This window comes from Chitinibacter sp. FCG-7, assembly GCF_040047665.1.
Classification (GTDB): domain Bacteria; phylum Pseudomonadota; class Gammaproteobacteria; order Burkholderiales; family Chitinibacteraceae; genus Chitinibacter; species Chitinibacter mangrovi.
Genome location: NZ_CP157355.1, coordinates 210,220 through 226,443, shown reverse-complemented (window position 1 = coordinate 226,443; position 16,224 = coordinate 210,220). Strand labels below are relative to the sequence as shown.

The 16,224-nt window shown below is 52.7% G+C and carries 22 protein-coding genes; 14 read left to right on the top strand and 8 right to left on the bottom strand.

The genetic code is table 11. The features are described from left to right. The first annotated feature begins 10 nt into the window (after nucleotides 1–10). From ABHF33_RS01050 to ABHF33_RS00995, 12 genes are all read left to right on the top strand, one after another. The gene (locus ABHF33_RS01050; protein ID WP_348945229.1) at nucleotides 11–343 is read left to right on the top strand and encodes a glutathione S-transferase N-terminal domain-containing protein; all 333 of its coding nucleotides are present in this window, start codon (nucleotides 11–13) and stop codon (nucleotides 341–343) included. Beyond that, on the top strand, nucleotides 297–518 hold the full coding sequence (locus tag ABHF33_RS01045) for a glutathione S-transferase C-terminal domain-containing protein (RefSeq protein ID WP_348945228.1): 222 nt from the start codon (nucleotides 297–299) through the stop codon (nucleotides 516–518). Before ABHF33_RS01050 ends, ABHF33_RS01045 begins: the two co-directional genes overlap by 47 nt. 433 nt (nucleotides 519–951) lie before the next feature. Beyond that, nucleotides 952–1,251, top strand: coding sequence for a transporter substrate-binding domain-containing protein (locus ABHF33_RS01040; RefSeq protein ID WP_348945227.1), 300 nt, complete (start codon nucleotides 952–954; stop codon nucleotides 1,249–1,251). Continuing rightward, nucleotides 1,232–1,543, top strand: a complete 312-nt coding sequence (locus ABHF33_RS01035; protein WP_348945226.1) for a transporter substrate-binding domain-containing protein — start codon at nucleotides 1,232–1,234, stop codon at nucleotides 1,541–1,543. Before ABHF33_RS01040 ends, ABHF33_RS01035 begins: the two co-directional genes overlap by 20 nt. Next, nucleotides 1,533–1,658 carry a hypothetical protein gene (locus ABHF33_RS01030; RefSeq protein WP_348945225.1) on the top strand — a complete coding sequence of 42 codons (126 nt, stop codon included), beginning with the start codon at nucleotides 1,533–1,535 and terminating at the stop codon, nucleotides 1,656–1,658. Before ABHF33_RS01035 ends, ABHF33_RS01030 begins: the two co-directional genes overlap by 11 nt. A 94-nt stretch (nucleotides 1,659–1,752) precedes the next feature. After that, entirely contained in the window at nucleotides 1,753–2,088 is a 336-nt protein-coding gene (locus ABHF33_RS01025) for a hypothetical protein (protein ID WP_348945224.1), read from the top strand. Then, a complete protein-coding gene (locus ABHF33_RS01020) occupies nucleotides 2,037–2,474 on the top strand; it encodes an amino acid ABC transporter permease (RefSeq protein WP_348945223.1) in 438 nt (145 codons plus the stop codon). The genes ABHF33_RS01025 and ABHF33_RS01020 overlap by 52 nt, the downstream gene beginning before the upstream one ends. Continuing rightward, nucleotides 2,471–3,145: an amino acid ABC transporter permease gene (locus tag ABHF33_RS01015; RefSeq protein ID WP_348945222.1), complete on the top strand. Its 675-nt coding sequence runs from the start codon at nucleotides 2,471–2,473 to the stop codon at nucleotides 3,143–3,145. Before ABHF33_RS01020 ends, ABHF33_RS01015 begins: the two co-directional genes overlap by 4 nt. 11 nt (nucleotides 3,146–3,156) lie before the next feature. Beyond that, complete coding sequence (locus ABHF33_RS01010; protein WP_348945221.1) at nucleotides 3,157–4,290, top strand: trans-sulfuration enzyme family protein; 1,134 nt, start codon at nucleotides 3,157–3,159, stop codon at nucleotides 4,288–4,290. Nucleotides 4,291–4,396: 106 nt separating this feature from the next. Beyond that, a complete protein-coding gene (locus ABHF33_RS01005; RefSeq protein ID WP_348945220.1) occupies nucleotides 4,397–5,599 on the top strand; it encodes a MalY/PatB family protein in 1,203 nt (400 codons plus the stop codon). A 128-nt stretch (nucleotides 5,600–5,727) separates the two neighbouring features. Continuing rightward, nucleotides 5,728–6,270, top strand: coding sequence for an Abi-alpha family protein (locus ABHF33_RS01000; RefSeq protein ID WP_348945219.1), 543 nt, complete (start codon nucleotides 5,728–5,730; stop codon nucleotides 6,268–6,270). Between the two features lie 41 nt (nucleotides 6,271–6,311). Beyond that, on the top strand, nucleotides 6,312–6,635 hold the full coding sequence (locus tag ABHF33_RS00995) for a hypothetical protein (RefSeq protein WP_348945218.1): 324 nt from the start codon (nucleotides 6,312–6,314) through the stop codon (nucleotides 6,633–6,635). Nucleotides 6,636–6,891: 256 nt separating this feature from the next. On the opposite strand, the gene ABHF33_RS00990 is transcribed toward ABHF33_RS00995, so the two are convergent. Both ABHF33_RS00990 and ABHF33_RS00985 read right to left on the bottom strand, forming a co-directional pair. After that, nucleotides 6,892–7,584 carry a VC0807 family protein gene (locus ABHF33_RS00990; RefSeq protein ID WP_348945217.1) on the bottom strand — a complete coding sequence of 231 codons (693 nt, stop codon included), beginning with the start codon at nucleotides 7,582–7,584 and terminating at the stop codon, nucleotides 6,892–6,894. Between the two features lie 162 nt (nucleotides 7,585–7,746). Continuing rightward, nucleotides 7,747–7,926 (bottom strand): hypothetical protein, encoded by a 180-nt coding sequence (locus ABHF33_RS00985; protein ID WP_348945216.1) that lies wholly within the window; start codon nucleotides 7,924–7,926, stop codon nucleotides 7,747–7,749. A gap of 195 nt (nucleotides 7,927–8,121) precedes the next feature. Between ABHF33_RS00985 and ABHF33_RS00980 the strand changes: the two genes are divergently transcribed. Further along, nucleotides 8,122–9,711: an FAD-dependent oxidoreductase gene (locus ABHF33_RS00980; RefSeq protein ID WP_348945215.1), complete on the top strand. Its 1,590-nt coding sequence runs from the start codon at nucleotides 8,122–8,124 to the stop codon at nucleotides 9,709–9,711. A 198-nt stretch (nucleotides 9,712–9,909) separates the two neighbouring features. Here ABHF33_RS00980 and ABHF33_RS00975 read toward each other — a convergent pair whose 3' ends face one another. After that, nucleotides 9,910–11,520 (bottom strand): carbohydrate-binding protein, encoded by a 1,611-nt coding sequence (locus ABHF33_RS00975; RefSeq protein WP_348945214.1) that lies wholly within the window; start codon nucleotides 11,518–11,520, stop codon nucleotides 9,910–9,912. An 18-nt stretch (nucleotides 11,521–11,538) separates the two neighbouring features. Between ABHF33_RS00975 and ABHF33_RS00970 the strand changes: the two genes are divergently transcribed. Beyond that, the gene (locus ABHF33_RS00970; protein WP_348945213.1) at nucleotides 11,539–11,793 is read left to right on the top strand and encodes a hypothetical protein; all 255 of its coding nucleotides are present in this window, start codon (nucleotides 11,539–11,541) and stop codon (nucleotides 11,791–11,793) included. Nucleotides 11,794–12,043: 250 nt separating this feature from the next. Here the strand turns inward: ABHF33_RS00970 and ABHF33_RS00965 are convergent, their stop codons facing one another. From ABHF33_RS00965 to ABHF33_RS00950, 5 genes are all read right to left on the bottom strand, one after another. Continuing rightward, complete coding sequence (locus tag ABHF33_RS00965) at nucleotides 12,044–12,898, bottom strand: ATP-binding cassette domain-containing protein (protein ID WP_348945212.1); 855 nt, start codon at nucleotides 12,896–12,898, stop codon at nucleotides 12,044–12,046. Next, entirely contained in the window at nucleotides 12,858–13,694 is an 837-nt protein-coding gene (gene ssuC / locus ABHF33_RS00960) for an aliphatic sulfonate ABC transporter permease SsuC (protein ID WP_348945211.1), read from the bottom strand. Before ssuC ends, ABHF33_RS00965 begins: the two co-directional genes overlap by 41 nt. Then, nucleotides 13,691–14,230 (bottom strand): LLM class flavin-dependent oxidoreductase, encoded by a 540-nt coding sequence (locus ABHF33_RS16895; protein WP_432803969.1) that lies wholly within the window; start codon nucleotides 14,228–14,230, stop codon nucleotides 13,691–13,693. Before ABHF33_RS16895 ends, ssuC begins: the two co-directional genes overlap by 4 nt. Then, nucleotides 14,118–14,846, bottom strand: a complete 729-nt coding sequence (locus tag ABHF33_RS16890; RefSeq protein WP_432803949.1) for an LLM class flavin-dependent oxidoreductase — start codon at nucleotides 14,844–14,846, stop codon at nucleotides 14,118–14,120. The genes ABHF33_RS16895 and ABHF33_RS16890 overlap by 113 nt, the downstream gene beginning before the upstream one ends. A gap of 361 nt (nucleotides 14,847–15,207) precedes the next feature. Then, nucleotides 15,208–16,134 carry a sulfonate ABC transporter substrate-binding protein gene (locus tag ABHF33_RS00950; protein WP_348945210.1) on the bottom strand — a complete coding sequence of 309 codons (927 nt, stop codon included), beginning with the start codon at nucleotides 16,132–16,134 and terminating at the stop codon, nucleotides 15,208–15,210. Nucleotides 16,135–16,224 lie beyond the last annotated feature (90 nt).

Sequence of the window (16,224 nt, the reverse complement as noted above, 5' to 3'; positions counted from 1 at the left end):
AGGATAAATCATGACCACTAAATTATTTATTGCCCCCGGCGCATGCTCATTTGGCACGCATATTGTGGCGCGCGAACTCAAGCTGCCGGTCGAGATTGTGAAAGTGCCATTGCGCACGCCTGAATCGCCGATTCATCAAGTCAACCCGCTGGGGCGCGTACCGGCGGTGCAATTGGCTGATGGGCAGGTCATTACCGAAAATAGCGCGATCTTGCCGTTTCTAGCCGATTTGGCGCCAGGTACGCCGCTATTTGCGCCAGCTGGCAGCCCGGAACGTGCGAAGATTCAATCATGGATTGGTACCTCAGCGCCGAACTGCACGTGGGCGCATTCCATCGATTAATCGCCCTGAGCGTTATAATGCCGACCCGGAAACACATGCTGGCATCAAGCAACAAGCCCGCACCCAGCTGGAGTCGGCGCTAGCGCATCTTGAGCAGGCTTTGCAAGGCGGGGTTTATCTGGTGGGAAATCGCTTTACGATTGCCGATGCTTATCTGGGCGTGTTTTTGGGTTGAGTCAATCGGGTGGAAGGCTTGCTGGCGAAGTTTCCGGCGCTATTTAATGCCTATCACCAATTCAAAGACCGCCCGAGTGTGGTGGAAAGTCTGGCTTTTGAACAGGCATAAGCTCATTTAAATTATTGCAGCCAACATGCATGCTCGCGCCAATGAGTTCGCTGTTGGCTGCAATTTTTTATGGCCTTATATTTCTAAATGGAATAACAATAATTCTATAAAGTATTTTTTATTATATTTGATCAAGTGCATCATGGGTCTATGCGGAACACCACCGCAGCTGGTTTGGGCGGCAAACATCCGCCCAGATTAATCTCAACTTCGGGAGACCCCACGATGAAAAACCTATTCTGATCGCGCTATCTCTGGCTTTCCTCTCCGGCTCGGTCTGGGCTGATAAACTCGATGACATCAAAAAGCCGGCGTTCTGCGTGTGGCCGCTTTTGATAGCAACCCACCGTTTGGCTTTGTTGATGAAAAAACCCGTCAGCTGATCGGTTTTGACGTTGAAATTGCCCAGGCGATTGCCAAAAAACTGGGCGTCAAGCTGGAGCTGCAAGCCACCAACCCGGCCAATCGTATTCCATTGCTGATCGCCAACAAGGTCGATCTGGTCGCCGCCAATTTCACCATCACCGACGAGCGCCGCAAGCAGCTTGAATTTAGCACCCCTTATTTTGCTACTGGCCAGAAATTCATCGCCAAAAAAAGGCGTGCTGAAAACTGCGGATGACATTAAAAAACTGCGGATTGGGGTAGACAAAGGCACAACACAAGAAACCCTGCTGCGCGAGAAATATCCGGCCACTCCGGTGGTGGCTTACGACGACACGCCGCTGGCCTTTACCGCGCTGCGCAATGGCAATGTGCAAGCGATTACCCAGGACGATGCCAAATTGCTGGGTTTGCTCGCCAATGCGCCGGATAAGTCGAAATACGAAATTTCCAGCTTTTGCGCTAACGCGGGAATACCAAGGCATTGGTTTGCCACGCGGCGAAGAGCGCCTGACGCAAGTGGTCAATAACACTTTGCTGGAGCTGGAAAAATCGGGTGAAGCCAAGAAGATTTACGAGCACTGGTTTGGCCCGAAAAGCAAAGCCGCCTTGCCTCGCGATTTTCGCATCGGCGACAAAATCTAGCCCGGCCTGACAGGACGATACGAAGGCGGGTCGCAATGCGGCCCGTTTTGCTATTGAGGTATCAATGATGCTTGGGCAGGGAAGGGGAAAGACAATGCCGCATTGGTTGGGAAGCAACTGGCTGGGCAGCGAGCACTTGGTGTTTTTTGCGCAAGGCCTGTGTATTACGCTGCTGCTGTCGTTGGCGGTGATTGTGACTGGTACGGCCTTAGGTTTGGTCTTAGGGATTGCACGTTTTCAGAGTCGCAATCGAATACTACTGCTGGTGCATAGCAGTATCCGCAATGTGCCTTTACTGGTGCAGGTTTTGTTCTGGTATTTTGCCGTTGGCTCCTTGCTGCCCGAGGCGGCCATGGTCTGGCTCACCACCCGCACAGCGTGTGGCAATGGCAACAACCGCATGTGGGCTGGCCGTCGTTTGAGTTTTTAGCCGCGTGGCTTGCGCTGTCGCTGTATGCGATGGCCTTTATTGCCGAAGATATTCGCTCCGGCCTTAATGCGGTGCCGCGCGGGCAGTGGGAAGCGGCGCGCTCGCATGGCATGCGGCCACTGCAAGTCTTGCGTTGGGTGATTTTGCCGCAGGCCCTGCGAACAGCTTGGCCTCCGCTATTGGGGCAATACCTTAATACAATTAAAAATACCTCGCTAACGATGGCCATTGGGGTGATGGAATTATCGTATCGCTCGCGCCAGATTGATGCGCAAACTTTGCTAACCTTCCAATCCTTTGCCGTCGCTAGTGTCTTGTATGTGGTCGTGATTATTGCGCTACAACGCGTTGGGCGTCGCCGTGGGCAAGCGGGGTGGTCAGCATGAATTGGACTGTGATTAGCGATAACTGGCTGTTTTTCCTGATCGGCGCTTATCCGCATGGGCCATTGGGCGGGCTGGTGCTGACACTTTTGCTGGCAGTGGGGTCGGGTGTTCTGGCTACCATGCTGGGTATAGGCTGGGGGCTGGCTTTAATATTGAGCTCTGGGCATATACATCGGGTTTTGCAATTGCTGTGCGAGGTCTTGCGCGCCATACCGGTGTTGCTGCTGATGTTCTGGTGCTTTTTCCTGTTGCCGATTGTGTTTGGCATTGATGTGCCCGGTGTGCTGACCGTGATTGCGGCGCTGGCCTTGGTGTCAGGCGCGTATCTGGCCTACGCCATGGCGGCGGGGATTAGGGCGGTTCCGGCTGGGCAATGGGAAGCAGCGCGGGCAAGTGGCTTAAGTCAGCGGCAAACTTTGCGCTGGGTGGTGTTGCCGCAAGCGTTACGAATCGTGCAGCCGTCGTTTGTAAACCAATGGGTCACTTTAGTGAAAGACACTTCGCTGGCGTATATTGTGGGCGTGGCGGAGTTCACCTTTGTCGCCAATCAAGTCAATAGCCGCGAGCAAGTTTATCCGCTTGAAGTGTTCGGTTTTGTTGCGCTGATCTATCTGCTGCTGTGCAGCGCAGTGCAAATCTTGGGCCAACGTCTGCTGGTCAAACCCAGCTAGGAGATGAATCCATGCAATTAGCCACGCAATTTGCCCACGCCGGGCTACAAACCGATCCGCAAACCGGCGCAATTAGTACGCCGATTTATCAAACGGCGACGTTTGCGCATCCGGCCATTGGCCAGAGCACCGGCTTTGATTACAGCCGATCTGCCAATCCAACCCGGCAGGCGCTCGAACAGGCGATTGCGCGTGCCGAGGGCGGGTGTGCGGCGTTTGCCTTTGCCAGTGGCCTGGCCGCCTTGTCGACCTTATTTAGTTTATTTAGCCAAGGCGATCACCTGATCGTATCTGAGGGCTGTTATGGCGGCACCTACCGCTTGCTCGATCAAATCTTTGCGCGCTTTGGTATTACGGTGACGTATGTGCCGGTGTATGAGGCCAGTGCTTATGTTGCGGCCATTACCCCCCAGACCAAAGCTATTTTGATCGAGTCGGTTTCCAATCCTTGCCTGCAAGTGCCCGACTTTGCCGCGCTGCTGGCCTTGAAACAACAGCATGATCTGCTGCTCTTGGTCGATAACACATTTTTAACCCCATACTGGTTTCGGCCGCTAGAGCAGGGCGCGGATGTGGTGATTCATTCGGCGTCCAAATTTATTGCCGGGCATAACGACACCATTGCCGGTTTGTTGGCCGTGCGCGAGCCAGAGCTGGCCGCGCGCGTGGGCTATTTGCAAAACGCGATTGGAGCAACTTTGGGGGCGCAAGATGCATGGCTGACGATCCGTGGCATGAAAACGCTGGCTCTGCGGCTGGCGGCCCAGCAAGCTAATGCGCTGGCGATTGCGCAATTTTTGCAGCAGCAAGCTGGGGTGCGCTACGTGCTGTTTCCCGGCTTGCCGAGCGATAGTCAGCATCAGAAAATTCAGCAGTTTTCGTCTGGTTTTGGCGCGGTCTTGTCATTTGCGGTAAGCGATACAGACCTAGTGGCGCAGATTATTTCCCGCCTGCAATTGATCTCGTATGCCGAAAGTCTCGGCGGCGTGGAGAGCCTGATTACCGTGCCGGCCATTCAGACTCATGCCAATTTAAGTGTGGCCGAGCGTGAACGGCTAGGGGTCAGCGACACGCTTTTGCGCCTGTCGGTGGGCATTGAAGCGCTGGATGATTTGCTGGCCGATCTGGCGCAGGCGCTGGCTTGAGCTGCTGGCTGATAAACTGGCGGCGCGGCATTGAATTAGCACATCAGCGCTGAGTAAATAGTGATAGCGATAACGCAGGCGCGGCAGTGCCGAATAAGGAATAGCAATGAGTTTTGACAACATCATCGATCGCAACGGCACCGCGAGTATGAAATGGGATAAATACCGCGGGCAGGACATCTTGCCGCTTTGGGTGGCCGATATGGATTTTGCCGCGCCCGATTCAGTGCTGGCAGCCTTGCATCAGCGTATTGACCACGGTGTGTTGGGTTACACCAATCCGCCAGACTCCTTGGTGGAGGCGGTGCAGCAATATGCTCGTCGCCACTATCAGTGGGACATCGCCGCCGACTGGATCCTCTGGCTGCCCGGCTTGGTGCAGGGGCTTAATCTGGCGTGCCGCGCAGCAGGGCAGGCGGGGGATGCAGTGGTTACTGCGACGCCGGTGTATCCGCCATTTTTGCGCGCGCCGGGCTTGTCGAATCGTGAGCTGATTGCCGTGCCGTTGATTGAATCACAGGATGGCCGCTGGGAATGGGATTTTGCTGCCTTTGAAGCGGCGATTACGCCGCAAACCAAACTGCTATTGCTATGCCACCCGCATAATCCAGTCGGCCGGGCGTGGAACCGCGACGAGCTAAATACCCTGCTTGGTATTGCCCGCAAACATAATCTGATTGTGTGCTCTGATGAGATACATTGTGATTTATTGCTGGATGAAGGCTTGACGCATCTACCGTTTGCAACGCTCGATGCCGAGTTTACCCAGCAAACCATCACGCTGTACGCGCCATCGAAAACCTGGAATCTACCCGGCTTGGGCTGCGCCTTTGCCGTCATCCCAAATGCTGCGCTGCGCGCCCGATTCCGCCGTGAAATGGCGGGACTAGTGCCATCGGTGAATCTGCTTGGCTATATCGGCGCCGAAGCCGCGTATCGCGATCACAGCACTTGGTACCATGAGTTGATTGCCACCTTGCGAATCAACCGCCAATTACTCGCCGACGCCTTTGCCGGCTCGCGCCTGCGCATTACCTTCCCCGAAGCGACCTATCTGGCCTGGATCGACGCCCGCGCCATCCACCCGACCCATCCGCTACCGATTTTTGAAGCACACGGGGTGGGGCTATCGGACGGCGCCGACTTTGGCTTCCCCGGCTGGGTACGAATCAATTTCGGCTGCCCAACGGCCACGCTGCAACAAGCGCTGGAGCGATTGAAACCGTTGCTGGTGGGGGTAAATGAGCAGGCTAAGAGAGACGCCACTCGACCAAAGCCGATATTGATGGCTGCGTTGTTCTTTGGTTGAGACGGCTGACACGTGGGGAATATCCAACAAGTGTGATGTGATGATTCTATCTGGCTGTATGCTTTCCGGCATTAGAAGTATGTGCGGGTGTATATTGCACGGTATACACAAACATGGATGCACCCATCATGAGCAATGATAATAAAACGACGAGCATTGATTTTTCATCTAAAACTGTTGAATGCGGTATTGATATTGTCAAAAATTTTGTTGATAAGCTTGTTTTGCCACCAATCGAAGAGCTTGGTCTGTTAGTTAGAGATCAAATATCTTATTGGAGATTTAATAATCAAGTCAAAATTTTAAATAAAGCTAAGATTTTATGTGAAGATAACAATATAAGCATTAAGGCCATAACGCCAAAGCTACTTTGCCCATACTTGGAAAATGCTTCGCTTGAAGATGATGAAGCATTGCAAGACAAATGGGCTAATTTGCTTGTTAATATGGTTGACTCTCAACAGAACATTCAAAATCACGTATTCCCTTATATATTAAGTCAGCTGTCAAAAGATGAGTTTGAGTTGCTAGAGGCCTCGCTTCTTGACAAAGAAGCGAGAGTTTCATCTCTAGAAGAAGAACTTTCAAATTTTATCGAGAATAGAGCGACAATGGAGCATAATTTACGCAGTAAAATCGAAGCACTCAACAAAAAAAGAAAAATGATATAGAGAGTGGCGGGAAGAATTATTTTTCGAATGAAAGAATGGAGGTGCGATCAGAAATTAGTTCAGCTAATCGTGAACTTGACTCTTTCAAATACAGAGAATTAACCCTAAAAAGGAAAATTGCAGCGCCGCAGTCAATAACTGAAAATACAATTAAAGAATTTGAAATGGCCAATATAATAAGATTGGGCTTGGCTAAAGTTATTTATACTGCAAGCGCAGGTACACATAGCATTGATATTCCAGCAAGTGATCCTGAAACATACACCTCCGTAGATTTTGATATTGAAATTGACACTGAAACAACAACAATTTTAACTGAGCTTGGAGAGCTCTTCATTGAAGCGTGCCGTAATAAAAACGCATGAATTTTGAATGCTTAGCGAACGACAAAGGTTCTACTTGTCTTTAATGCTAGAAGCGGAGCACTAAAACTGCTATCAGGGTATCCTCACCCGCGGCCTTGTTGTTTACAACGCCCAGCGCAGTGCCCCAGGCACAGGCAATTACCCGGCCGGGTATTGCCGGCAAACATAATCTGATGTTGCTTTCTGGCAATATACCCTTTATTGCTCGATGCCTGCTGCTAGCCAGCAGACGGCTACGGATGGCTACTCAAGGCGATTAACCCTTGCTGGCCAGTAACTGCTCGGTATCCAGGCCGGTGAGTTTTTTTAGGCTGTGTAGCAAGTACCACAGGCTGGCGATCAGTACGATCATGCTGGGGATCACGATCACCGGGTAGCTCAGTGCCGTCATTTTGCCCAGCTCGGCGGCAAATTCGCTGGTGCCCGCAGGGCTAACTACAATCCAGCGCGCGAGCAGGTAATTGAGAATGCCCGATAAAAAGAAGGAGCTGGCTACAAAATAGCTGGTGATGGTCAGGCGTTGCCCCAGCTTAGCTTGCTGCTGCGGGGTGGCGAGTGCTTGCTCGATGGCTGGGATGTTCAGAATCTGCTCGTTATACAGCAGCTTGTGTAGCAGCGGGTAGGGCGTGAACTGGCTAATCAGCAGGGTCAAGCCGATGAGGGTGGGGATGGTAGCTTCTTTGATCGCCAGGTATTTGGGGTCAAGCTCCAGCAGGCTAATGCCGCCGGTGAGCAGCACGCTCACCACCCCTAAGATCGAGATAAAGTTCACTTTGCCGCTTTGTTTTAAATCGAATAGGCCGAAACCCAAGGGGAAAGCCAGCGCGGCGACCACGGCCCAAGTCGGCCCCAGCCATTGCTCGGTGCTTAATTTGGTGAGAATCAGCGTTGGGATCAGAATGTTCAGCAACAGGTTGATCAACAGGCTGGGTTGTTTTTGTTCGCTCATGGTGTTCACCAACTGAAAAATAAGCCCATGCTAACAAAAAATGCCGAAAGCGATAAATCGATGGTTATTGATTAACCCGCGCCAGTGATCGCATCGGCTTGATTGAAATGTAAAAACTGCTCTCCTAAACCACAAGGCCGCAATCATCTGCGGCCTTGTGTCTTACAAAGCCCAGCGCAGCGCGCCGGGGGCGAGCGGGATTTCGCTGGGTTTGGCAAGCACAGACTGCCCATCGGCCTGCTTGAGTACGCGGTGCAAAATCAGCTCTTCCAGTGCGGCAAAATGGATATTGCCATGGCTGCGAGGGCAGGGCGGGGCAGGACGACGGTCTAGGCGGTTCAACTCGGCCTTGATCAAGCATCGCTAGCTTGTTTTTTGTTTACATATTTCGAAATTATTTATAAGGGCATCAAATCTAAAGATATAAATTTGATGTTGTTTTTTTCATGATTATGAAAATTGTTTTCGTTATCGGTAAATATATTCTTGGTTTTCGTGTAAGAATGCTTTGCGCTCGCATCTAGCTGCAGTGTCATCGTGAGCTTTCGTGTCATTACATACATACTCCAGGAGTTAGCTATGCCAAAACATGTTGCCTTTCACCCCTTGCGCAAATTACTCAACAGTGGAAATCCGAACCGGGTGACGCGCAACCCATCCGTCACGCCTCCGCTGGAGGAGTATTTCAAGCAACATCATGTTGATTATGCTGCCTTTCTTGCTTACCAGGCGTCGTTAACCAGCGAGGTTGTTACGCCATTTTCAGATCGTTATCAGCAAGCCCGGGCGGAAAGTGATAATGCATTCGATAAATACCCGCTTTTTGTGGTGTATTGCACGAATGTTGCCGACGTGCTCGCTTCAATCCAGTTCGCACAAGCGCAATCCTTGCAGGTATGCGGGCGTGCTGGCGGCCACAGTACGGCAGGCTATTCGGTGCTCAATGGGCGGATTGTGATTGATGTTTCGCTGATTAACAGCGTGTTTGTCGACCCACAACACAAGATTGCGACTGTGGGTGCCGGGGTGACCTGGGGTGAATTCAATCATGTGCTCAACGCGTATGGCTTGCACACACCGGGTGGGAGCTGCTCATCGGTTGGCGTGACGGGTTACACCTTGGGCGGCGGGTATGGATATACAAGCATGCGCTGGGGAATTGCCTGCGATCACCTGATTGAGGTTACGTTGGTCACCGCGGACGGAAAAATTGTCACGGCGAACGAGGAACAACATCCTGAGCTACTTTGGGCTCATCGGGGCGGCACGGGTGGTAATTTCGGGATTGTGGTTGCGCTTAAATACCGGCTGGAGGAGTTGTCTCTGGTATGGCCGATCGAAATTAACTGGCCGATTGAAGATGCAGCGAAAGTACTGACCTTGTGGCAAAACCAGATGACTAAAACTCTGGAGGACACCAAGCTTGGGCTATTGGGTTTTCTGGCGACCAAACAACGCACTGTGGTGCAGCCCGATGGCGAGCAGGTAATTTACAACGATCCCTATTTCTGCATTCGTGGTATTTATTCAGGTGAAGATGCTGCCGCAGGCGCCAAAGCGCTCGCGCCGCTGTTGGCGGTTGGGACGACATCTTTCCCGACCGGTTCGCTCTGGCAAAAGCAGGTGCCATACGCGCAAGCGAACGAGCACTTGCTAGACAATGTAGAAGGCGTTATTCCTGATGCCATCAAGGAAACCAAACGCTGCGCCTATGTTGAACGGGCGCTGAGCGAGGCGGAATATCAGCAAATCGTCGACTATTTCAAAACCAGCCCAAATCTTTATAACATTGTTTCGATGGAGCCCTACGGTGGCGCGATCAATGCGGTTCGGCCTGAGGCCACTGCATTTGTACACCGGAATGCGTACTTCGATATTTTTGTTGATTCATTCTGGATGGAAGAGAAAGAAAAGCCTGCTGCATTTAGCTGGTTGCACGACTATTTCGAATCTCCAGCGATGCAGCCGCTCTGGTCTGAGTTTTACTATCAGAACTATCCCAATTCAGAGTATAAAAACTGGCAACACGGCTACTTTGGCATCAACTATCCAAAACTGCAGCAAATCAAGCGGCAATGGGATCCGCATAATTTCTTCCAGTATGAGCAAAGCATCGAGCCAGCATAAGCTGGCGCTGTAACTACAATCCGGGCAGCGCCCTTGCTGGGCAGGGGCGCTGCTTTGGCAGTATCTGCACGAATTGCTGGTATGGCTAAAAATCGCCAGCCTTGTCGGTGCAAACTGCAGGTGGATCATTATTGCGTACAGCTTTTAACTAACGGCCGACTCTGTTGCCTGAGTGCTGTTGAGCGAGCGTACTTATAATCACTGCAGTTTAAATTGCACCTGTGGCTCGCTATAACCGTGCAAAAATTCCAGCACATTTTTACGGCTTGGCGGCTGGGGTTGGGTTTTAACGTACTGATTAAAGAAAGCCAGCACTGATTGATTGGTGATACTGCGCATGGTGTTGCCGTCAATCGGCCCCAGAAAATCCACATTCGGTTTGAGGTGGTTTAATAGCACGGTGCTATCGGTAATATCGCCATGCAGGCTGCCTTTGATCTTGACGTAATACGCGTCACTGCTGGCGGTGTCGTAGATCAGGTCGAAATCTTTGGTTACCCAGCTTTCGGTGGCCATTAACAAGATAGGCTTATTGAACTGATGCGTTGCCGTCAGATAATAATCCTGCCCATCAATATTGGCTGCAGCACGAATCGATGGATTGTCGATCTCGCTCAGGTATTGCAGTGATTTGGTACCGCCATACGATGTGCCGAGCAAGCCGATCCGCGATAGATCCAGCCGGTTGGCAAATACGCTATTGGCGTTAGTATTGAGTTTTTCCAGCTCGGCCAGCACAAGGCGGGTGTCGTCCTGCCAGATTTTCAGCTGTTTATGATCGCCTTCGCATTTGGCAAACGCGTCATAAATCTGCTGCTTCACATCGGCAGTCAATGGCTTATCTTTCAAGCTGGCCATCAGGGCATTGAGTTCATCAAGCGTAATGCCACCGTCGAAATCGTGGGCCCGTTTGTCCCAATCAATGCGGATTTCCTCGCCATTGGCCATGGTGACTAATGAGTGCTGGTGAGTATGGCCAATGACCACCACCGCATAACCTTTCTTGGCCAGATCTTCATATAAAAACTGGCTCGATTCAAGGTTGGCACCATAGCCGGGCGAGAATACCAAGACAGGAAATGGCGATTCCTTGTCGGCCAAATCAGCATTGAGGCGGCTTTGGCTTGGCGTATTTTTCAGCCAATCATCCCAGGGATTGCCTGTGATGGCTTTTTCGCTGTGATACCAGTGGTTTAATACCGGCTGTGTGCTGCCCAGGCTGGCCGGATACCAAATTTTGACCATCAGTTCGCGCTGGCGTGGCGTGTCGGCCAGCGGATCAAGCCGGTTTGTATCGGTAAAATTGAAAGTGCGCACCCCGATTTTGTATTGTTCCTCGTCTAGCACTTTAACCGGCAGTGGCGAGCTGCTGGTTTGACCTTCGGCATTGCTTAACACTGCCCTATAGGCATAATTGCCTTTGCTGCGGCCGCGTACTGGCAACTCGATAGTCTGCGTTGCCGCGGGTGTCAGATTTTGGGTGGCAATCAATACATCGTTCTCGTACCAGTCAACGCGGCTGGCATGGCCCGATTGCAACTTCAAGGTGTAATCCCCGTCAGGTACTGCTGCCAAGCGCTGCCAAGAACTCCAGTCTACTGCCTGAGGTGGCGTATTCTGACTCCACCATTTGGTACGGTATTGCTGTCCCTGATAGCTCACGACATTGCCAGCCACATAGGCCATATTCGGTTTCCATTCCGGTGCGTAGTTATCGTGGCTCAATACCGGCTGCAGTGGTAATGCCGCAAAAGCCGGGACACACGCTGCCAGCATGATTCCGCCAAACAAAGGGGCGATGATTTTCATTGATAGTCTCCATCCAAAATGCGCCAAGGCGCTTATTATTTGAATCCAGCACCTTCTGGTGCTGGATTTGCTGCAAGATTGGCCATGTTGAAATCGCCAATCTTTCCCGCCGTGGCCGTCGTTGCCACGGTGAAAATCGCTGATAGCCAAGATCAAGAATTCTGTTGGTATGGTCTGCCAGCAGCCTGTATCACAATCGCAGGAGCAGACACACCTTCTGGTGTGATAAAGCAAGGCGTGGGAGTCACTCAAAATCCTTGGCATCAGGAGTAATCGGATATAGGCCTTATCCTCTGTGCCATTTTGTTTTGGACGTTTGCGTACTGTGGCTGGTGTCAGCATGCTATTTGCATTCTAACCATCGACCCAGCAAGATCGAATGTTCTAATCTGGCAGATTATTTGTTCAAATATGCGTAAGTAGTGTCAGATGTCAGAGGAGAGTTTTGCCGCTCAATGATTTCAGATCGCACCTGGATTCGTTTGAGCCGTCCCTTCTGGCCGGCAACGCAGATGACTTTATGTCAAACCACAAAGCCGCAATCATCTGCGGCCTTGTGGCTTACAAAGCCCAGCGCAGTGCGCCGGGGGCGAGCGGGATTTCGCTGGGTTTGGCAAGGACTGGCTGGCCGTCGGCCTGTTTGAGTACGCGGTGCAGGATTAGCTCTTCCAACGCGGCAAAATGGATATTGCCGTGGCTGCGCGGGCGGGGGCAGGGCGATGGTTTGATCCAGCCCTACCTGCCCCTGATCAAGCAATATCACCCGATCAGCCAGTGCCACGGCTTCCTGTACATCGTGCGTCACCAGCAAAACGGTGAAGCCATGTGTTTGCCACAGGCGCTCGATCAGTTGCTGCATTTCGATGCGGGTTAGCGCATCGAGTGCGCCCAGCGGCTCATCCAGCAGCAATAACTCGGGCTGGTGGATCAGCGCACGTGCTAATGCAACACGTTGCTTCTGCCCACCCGAGAGCTGGCTAGGCCATTTGTGTGCGTGCTCGGCCAGACCGACTTCCTGCAAGGCGGCCAAAGCCTGATCTTCCCAATTGCCAATGAGACCCAGTCCGACATTCGCAAGTACGGTTTTCCATGGCAGCAGGCGGGCCTCCTGAAACATCAGTCGGGTTTCGACTTGTGATTGCTCCAGCGGCTTGTTGTTGGCAATAATCTTGCCGCCGCTGGGCTCGTCCAGCTGGGCAATGAGTCGCAGTAGCGTCGATTTGCCGCAGCCAGATCGCCCGACAATCGCAATAAATTCACCCGGCGCAATATTCAGGTCCAGCGCGTGTAGCACGGTTTGCTCGCCAAAGCGGCGCTCGATGCCTTTCAGTTGCAGGCTAACGCCTTGCGTGGCTTCCAGATTGGTTTGCGTCATCATTCACCTTTGACTTGATAAGCGGGGTGCCAGCGTAAAAGCGGCGCTCCAGCGCGCGGGCAAACAGGTCCGACGCCTTGCCCAATAGCGCATACAACAGGATGGCCAGCACCACGATGTCGGTTTGCAAAAACTCGCGGGCATTCATCGCCAGATAGCCGATGCCCGAGCTAGCGGAAATGGTTTCGGCCACAATCAGCAAAATCCACGCAAAACCAATCGCAAAGCGCACGCCCACCAGAATGCTAGGTAAGGCGCCGGGCAAGATCACATCGCGAAACAGCGACCAGCCTTTCAGACCATAGCTTTTGGCCATTTCCACCAGATCGCGGTCTACCGATTTAATGCCGTGGTAGGTATTGATATACACCGGAAAGATCGTCCCGAACGCCACCAGAAACAGCTTGGCGGCTTCATCAATGCCAAACCACAGAATCACCAATGGGATCAGTGCCAGCGGCGGGATATTGCGGATCATCTGCACGCTGGTGTCGAGTAGCAGCTCGCCACGACGGGATAAACCAGTGATCAGCCCCAATAACAGCCCCAAGCCGCCGCCGATGGCAAAGCCCACGCTGGCGCGCCAGAAGCTGATTTTCAGATGCGTCCACAAGTCGCCCGATTGCAGCAAGACCCATCCCGCTTTGAGTACCTCGAGCGGTGGCGGCAAAATCCGGCTGCCGATCAGACCTGCCACGGCAGCCCATTGCCAGACGACAATCAGGGTGATGGGCGCCAGCCACGGCAGCAATCGATTTGCTGCCGCACGCGCCCAGGCATGCGTGTGCTGGCTCATCATGCCTCCTGCGGTGTCGCGGTTTTCGAAGGCGGCACAATGTCATTGGCAATCACTTCGCCAAATGGGCCGGTCAGATTTTGTGCCGCGGGGGCGTTTTTCTGCTCAATCGGCAGCACCGGGAAGAGCAATTCAGCAACGCGATAAGCCTCTTCCAGATGCGGGTAGCCCGACAGGATAAAGGTCTCGATGCCTAGGTCGGCGTATTGCTGCATCAGGGCAGCAATTTCTTGCGGATTACCGACCAGCGCTGTACCTGAACCGCCGCGCACCAGACCCACGCCCGCCCAAAGGTTAGGGTAAATCTCCAGCTGATCGCGTCCGCCTTGGTGAAGCTCGGCCATCCGGCGTTGCCCGACCGAATCAAAGCGGGCAAAGGCTTTTTGTGCCGCGGCAATGGTTTCATCCGACACATTGGCGATTAATTCATTGGCGGCAGCCCAGGCGGCCTCGCTGGTTTCCCGCACAATAATATGCAAGCGAATACCAAATTTGACTGTGCGCCCGTGTTGGGCGGCGCGGGCTCGCACATCGGCGATTTTCTCGGCAACCGCCGCAGGGGGCTCGCCCCACGTGAGGTAAGTATCCACTTGCTCTGCTCGCCAAGTCGTGCGCGGCTTCGGACGAGCCACCAAACCACAGCGGTGGATAGGGCTTTTGCACGGGTGGGTACAGCGCCTTGGCGTTTTCAACTTTAAGGTGTTTGCCTTCAAAAGTGACCGCTTCGCCTTGCAAGACGGCACGCCAGATGCGCAAGAATTCGTCGCTTACTTCATAGCGTTCGGCGTGGTTCAAATAAATGCCATCGCCGTGTTGCTCATCTGGGTCGCCGCCAGTCACCACATTAATCAGCAGACGTCCGTTGGAGATGCGATCGAGCGTGGCGGCCATGCGGGCCGAAACGGTCGGCGAAATAATGCCGGGGCGAATGGCGACCAGGAATTTGAGGCGCTCAGTAAGTGGCGCAAGCGATGACGCAATCACCCATGAGTCTTCGCATGAACGCCCAGTGGGAATCAGCACGCCTTCAAAGCCCAGCTGATCTGCCGCTTGGGCAATTTGTTTCAAATAGCCATGGCTGACGGCACGAGCGCCGTGTTGAGTGCCAAGATAACGCCCATCGCCGTGGGTGGGCAAAAACCAGAAAATATTCATCTCATATCCTTGATGGGTATAATGCTGAAGGCAATGTATTTATTGGCCTGTGGGCGTATACCTATTAATCAGTGGTTTGCGTAGTGTGTTTGCTGAGCGCAGCACCCTGTCCCTCTGGGACATACGCATTTACACAAGTTTTCCGCATTTGTTCCCCCCTTCGTCGAAGGGGGTTAGGGGGGATTTCTGCACTATTTGAGTGATTTTAACTGCTGAAATAGTGCCAAATCCCCTTAGTCCCCTTTTACAAAGGGGGAAACTACTGTGGCAGCTCGACTTGCTGCGTTTTTAAGCCAGCAGCGGAGTTGTGTAGATACCTATGCCTCTGGGGAACGGGGCACTGCTGGCGTTTGAACCTGCCTTATTTCAGCAAGGCATCTTTGATCTTGATGGGCTTGGGAATCAGCTTCAGCTCGTGGAAAGCGTCGGCAATCTGCTGTTGGGCTGCGGCCACTTTGGCATCGACCGGTTTTACCCCGTAGCTGTAACGGGCTACGGCCAGCTGCACAATTTCCGGGCTTAAGCCAAGCAAAGGCGCAATTTCTTTCACGGTTTCAGCCTGATTTTTGCTGGCCCAGTCATCGGTTTTATCCAATTCATCCAAAAGCTGTGCGAGTACTTTCGGGTTTTTCTCGGCAAAGCTGCGGGTGGCGAGGAAAAATTGATGGTTAGCCACCAGACCTTTGCCATCGCGCAGAATTTTGGCGCCGATCTGTTTCTCCGCTGCGGCAAGGAATGGGTCCCAAATCACCCAGGCATCGACTGAGCCACGCTCAAACGCGGCGCGGGCATCGGCGGGCGGCAGGAATACGGTTTGCACATCGCTGTATTTCAGACCTGCGTTTTCCAGTGCTTTTACCAGCAGGTAATGCACATTCGAGCCTTTATTGAGCGCGATTTTTTTGCCTCTCAAATCAGCAACCGTTTTGATCGCTGAGCCTTTAGGCACCACAATCGCTTCGGCGCTCGGGGCGGGTGGCTCATTGCCGACGTAAACCAGATTGGCGCCTGCTGCCTGGGCAAAAATCGGTGGGGCTTCACCGGTGGTGCCAAAGTCGATCGAGCCGACATTCAGGCCTTCCAGCAGTTGGGGGCCTGCTGGAAATTCGATCCAGCGTACATTCCAGCCCAGCGGTTTTAAGCGCGCTTCCAGTGTTTCGCGGGCTTTCAGTACGGTGAGCGTGCCGTATTTCTGGAAACCGATCCGCAATTCTTCAGCTTGCGCTGTACCCAGTAAACCAATGGTCAGGCCTGCGACGAGCGTTGATTTAAAAATCTTCTTTAGCATGATGCTCTCCATATGTGGTGTTGTTCTCACAAGGTCGTTTAGCCTTGTGTTTCGAGCACCACTATACGGCGAGCTTTATATTTCATTAAA

Bases quoted from the DNA above. Each gene is read 5' to 3' on its own strand.
- ABHF33_RS00965 (WP_348945212.1), bottom strand. From the start codon at position 12,898: ATGATGACGCAAACCAATCTGGAAGCCACGCAAGGCGTTAGCCTGCAA.
- ABHF33_RS01025 (WP_348945224.1), top strand. From the start codon at position 1,753: ATGCCGCATTGGTTGGGAAGCAACTGGCTGGGCAGCGAGCACTTGGTG.
- ABHF33_RS16890 (WP_432803949.1), bottom strand. From the start codon at position 14,846: ATGAATATTTTCTGGTTTTTGCCCACCCACGGCGATGGGCGTTATCTT.
- ABHF33_RS00950 (WP_348945210.1), bottom strand. From the start codon at position 16,134: ATGCTAAAGAAGATTTTTAAATCAACGCTCGTCGCAGGCCTGACCATT.
- ABHF33_RS01000 (WP_348945219.1), top strand. From the start codon at position 5,728: ATGAGCAATGATAATAAAACGACGAGCATTGATTTTTCATCTAAAACT.
- ABHF33_RS01005 (WP_348945220.1), top strand. From the start codon at position 4,397: ATGAGTTTTGACAACATCATCGATCGCAACGGCACCGCGAGTATGAAA.
- ABHF33_RS01010 (WP_348945221.1), top strand. From the start codon at position 3,157: ATGCAATTAGCCACGCAATTTGCCCACGCCGGGCTACAAACCGATCCG.
- ssuC (WP_348945211.1), bottom strand. From the start codon at position 13,694: ATGATGAGCCAGCACACGCATGCCTGGGCGCGTGCGGCAGCAAATCGA.
- ABHF33_RS00970 (WP_348945213.1), top strand. From the start codon at position 11,539: ATGCGCCAAGGCGCTTATTATTTGAATCCAGCACCTTCTGGTGCTGGA.
- ABHF33_RS00990 (WP_348945217.1), bottom strand. From the start codon at position 7,584: ATGAGCGAACAAAAACAACCCAGCCTGTTGATCAACCTGTTGCTGAAC.
- ABHF33_RS01015 (WP_348945222.1), top strand. From the start codon at position 2,471: ATGAATTGGACTGTGATTAGCGATAACTGGCTGTTTTTCCTGATCGGC.
- ABHF33_RS01050 (WP_348945229.1), top strand. From the start codon at position 11: ATGACCACTAAATTATTTATTGCCCCCGGCGCATGCTCATTTGGCACG.
- ABHF33_RS00975 (WP_348945214.1), bottom strand. From the start codon at position 11,520: ATGAAAATCATCGCCCCTTTGTTTGGCGGAATCATGCTGGCAGCGTGT.